2 protein-coding genes and 1 pseudogene are annotated in these 2,922 nt (G+C 37.3%); 2 read left to right on the top strand and 1 reads right to left on the bottom strand.

The window, feature by feature from the left end; translation table 11 throughout:
* The first annotated feature begins 168 nt into the window (after positions 1-168).
* Positions 169-996 carry a dienelactone hydrolase family protein gene (locus tag V7659_RS26585; RefSeq protein ID WP_335543091.1) on the top strand — a complete coding sequence of 276 codons (828 nt, stop codon included), beginning with the start codon at positions 169-171 and terminating at the stop codon, positions 994-996.
* A gap of 161 nt (positions 997-1,157) precedes the next feature.
* On the opposite strand, the gene V7659_RS26580 is transcribed toward V7659_RS26585, so the two are convergent.
* The gene (locus V7659_RS26580) at positions 1,158-1,583 is read right to left on the bottom strand and encodes a hypothetical protein (RefSeq protein ID WP_335543090.1); all 426 of its coding nucleotides are present in this window, start codon (positions 1,581-1,583) and stop codon (positions 1,158-1,160) included.
* Between the two features lie 239 nt (positions 1,584-1,822).
* On the opposite strand from V7659_RS26580, the pseudogene V7659_RS26575 reads away from it, so the two are divergent.
* Positions 1,823-2,922, top strand: a pseudogene (locus V7659_RS26575) (hypothetical protein); the annotation flags it as partial.

The raw sequence follows: 2,922 nt of genomic DNA, 5'->3' as shown, positions 1-2,922 counted from the left end.
ATTCGGGTCATAGTTCATCTGACCGAATGGGAGGTTTTTTTATAGTAGGCGTCTCCTTATAACGGCTGTTTTTTATATTTATTTATATTTGTATACTGAATATGGTAAATTATGTAGGAAGTGGTATGTTTTATCTATACAGAAAAAGTCAAAACAGTGAGGTGTAACATGTCGATACAATCGGAATGGCAATCTTTAAAAGGAACAAATGGGAAGATACGCGCCTATATTTCTTCAATTGAGCCTGTAAATGAACCCCGACCAACCGTACTCGTAATCCAAGAAATATGGGGAGTAGATGCTCACATTCAAAATGTTGCCGAGCGGTTTGCAACTGCTGGATACGTTGCCATCGCACCAGATTTATTTGCTGATCAAGGCGTACGACCAAAGGAACTAAGTGAGGAAAGGATCGCTGAAGCGAAAAGCTTTTTACATTCCATTCCACATACATCGTGGTTTAATCCTTCTGAACGTGAGAATGCCATCTTACAACATCCATCAGAAAAACAAGAGACACTGCGCATGACGTTAAATACTCTGTTTGGGAAGTTAGATCCAAGTAAATCTGAGACATTCATCCGCATCTTAAAAGATTCAGCTGACTATGCGCGGAATTCATTGCAAAAGACAAAAGGAATGCCTGTTACTTCTGTTGGCTTCTGCTTAGGGGGCGCTCTTTCCGCTGCTCTAGCAACACAGGATCCTAACCATGCGGGATCGATAGTATTTTACGGACGTCCACCACATCAGAATATTGCCAATATCGAATGTCCAGTGCTCGGATTCTATGGTGGGGAAGACAAGAATATTACTAACTTAATTCCTGATTTCGAAGAAGAAATGAGGAAACATGAGAAATCATTTGAAGCCATAGTATATCCTAATGCGCATCACGCTTTTTACAATGATACAAATCCTACTTATCATCCTAAGTATGCAAGGGTTGCATTTGCAAGGACGTTGACTTTTTTAAATAGAGTAACAAATACTTAGATTGTTTCGGACCAAATAAATTAAACGCAATTTCTAACTATTTATAAAACGTAAAATGCACTGTCCCTACTCTGGATGGTGCATTTATTTTAGATAGGACCACTTGAACCAAAAAAAAAGGCACCTAGCCTTTGTTAGTTAGTTTCTTAACTACAAAGGTGTCAGGCACCAGGCTTAACTGCGTTATATGAAAAATTGCTGTCATCCCATTGGAAAAGCCCTTCTTGAAGTTTAATGGTTGCATCGAATGGGCAGTCAATCGGAGTATCACCATCTTGAACAGTTTCATCTATGCTGTTATACTTTTGATCCATTAATTGCTTCTTCAGACGAAGCATGTCAAGTTTTGAAGCAACACGAAGGATTTTATCAAGAGTTAACTTCTTTTCACTAATCCCATGGCTGTTACAAATGCTTGTCTGAAAGCTCTTATTGTATTGAAGCATCATATGCAAATCATTAATACACGCCACGCCAAAAACCTCTTTAATAACGTCCTCATAGCGCAGCTGGGTGCCAGTTGCGAATTTAATAATATTCTTTTCAGGATTTTCTAAGAAATAAACTGTTTCGATAAAGTCTTCCATGAAAACACCCTCTCTGTTTTTCCTATACGGTCATCTGAAATTACAGTATGTTAATTTATTATATCATATTTTCGTCGGATTTGCTGACTTAACTCGATGCATGTAGAAATTTGTCGTAAAATATATCGCAGGAAATATGTAATGGGCATTTTTTCCTTGTAAAATTATAGATTATTATGTAAATTTTGATATAATAATATAGTCCTATTTAACCAGAATATAATTTATGAGGAGGAGAAATGAGATTTTTTGTCAAAATTTTTATTCATATTATGGTATTAGCACTAATTTTTCCATTGATTATTCCAAGTGAAGCCCTCGCTGCAACATGTAAAGGCATAACCGCCATTACAGATCCTGTTGCACTTAGAATGGATCAAGGTGAAATGGTGATTTGGGAGAATGTTCATCCCAATCTACTTTCAGCAAAAATAAAATATGAAAAATTGCTGAAAGCGAAGGGCTGGAAGATCAAATATAATTCCGCCTATCGTCCCTATCAATATCAAAAGCACTTTTATGAAATTGTTACAGGTGTTTCGTCAAAGTGTAAACGCTCTGAAAGAAGCAAGCATGAATTGGGACCATTGGTTGCGAAGCCTAGTAAAAAAGCCCCTCATACAAGAGGGATCGCATTTGATGCCATTATCACAGATAAAAAAGGAAAGCCGTTAAATGGATTACACTACGTAAGTGCTTCTCTCTTAAAAGTAGCAAAGCAAGCTGGTCTAAAATTTATTAGTACAAGCAGGGATGGCGTACATCATGAACTAGTCACTACCACCGTTCCAAAAGTTACTGCTAAGGTTCCTTCGCCTGTACAAACTACATATCTAGTAAAAGGAAAGATAACTTACAAAACTGGGCTTGATGTAAAAAACTTCCCATATAATGCGGCACCTAAAATAGGAAAAGTACTATTAAAGGAGAATGTTGAAATCGCCGCAAAATCGGGTGATTGGTATAAAATAAAATATGGAAAAGGATATGGATGGATAAAGAGAGGAACTAAAAACCTCACTCTGCTTCCTTATATGCCGATCATATCAAGTCTAAAGATTAACTATGATGTTAATTTGTATGACCAGCCAACCATTTCAATGAAGCAAACAAGATCAATCGTTCCGCAAACAGTAAAGGTAATAAAAAAAAGTGAAAATGGATGGTACCTCATTAATACGACATTAGGGGCGAAATGGGTTTATATTAATCCCAGACCATTGAAATATCTCCAAGTACATAAGGTGGTAAAACTATATAGCAAGCCGTCTGCTGCCGCCAAGACGAGTGGAAAGATCACTCCTCGAAAAGTGAAGGTCTTCGTTGACCGAGGCGATGG

The sequence above is a fragment of the Neobacillus drentensis genome, from assembly GCF_036966985.1.
GTDB lineage: Bacteria > Bacillota > Bacilli > Bacillales > Cytobacillaceae > Neobacillus > Neobacillus drentensis_E.
This window is presented reverse-complemented; position numbering and strand designations above follow the sequence as displayed.

Coding starts and splice junctions, on each gene's coding strand:
- V7659_RS26585 (WP_335543091.1), top strand. CDS start 169: ATGTCGATACAATCGGAATGGCAATCTTTAAAAGGAACAAATGGGAAG.
- V7659_RS26580 (WP_335543090.1), bottom strand. CDS start 1,583: ATGGAAGACTTTATCGAAACAGTTTATTTCTTAGAAAATCCTGAAAAG.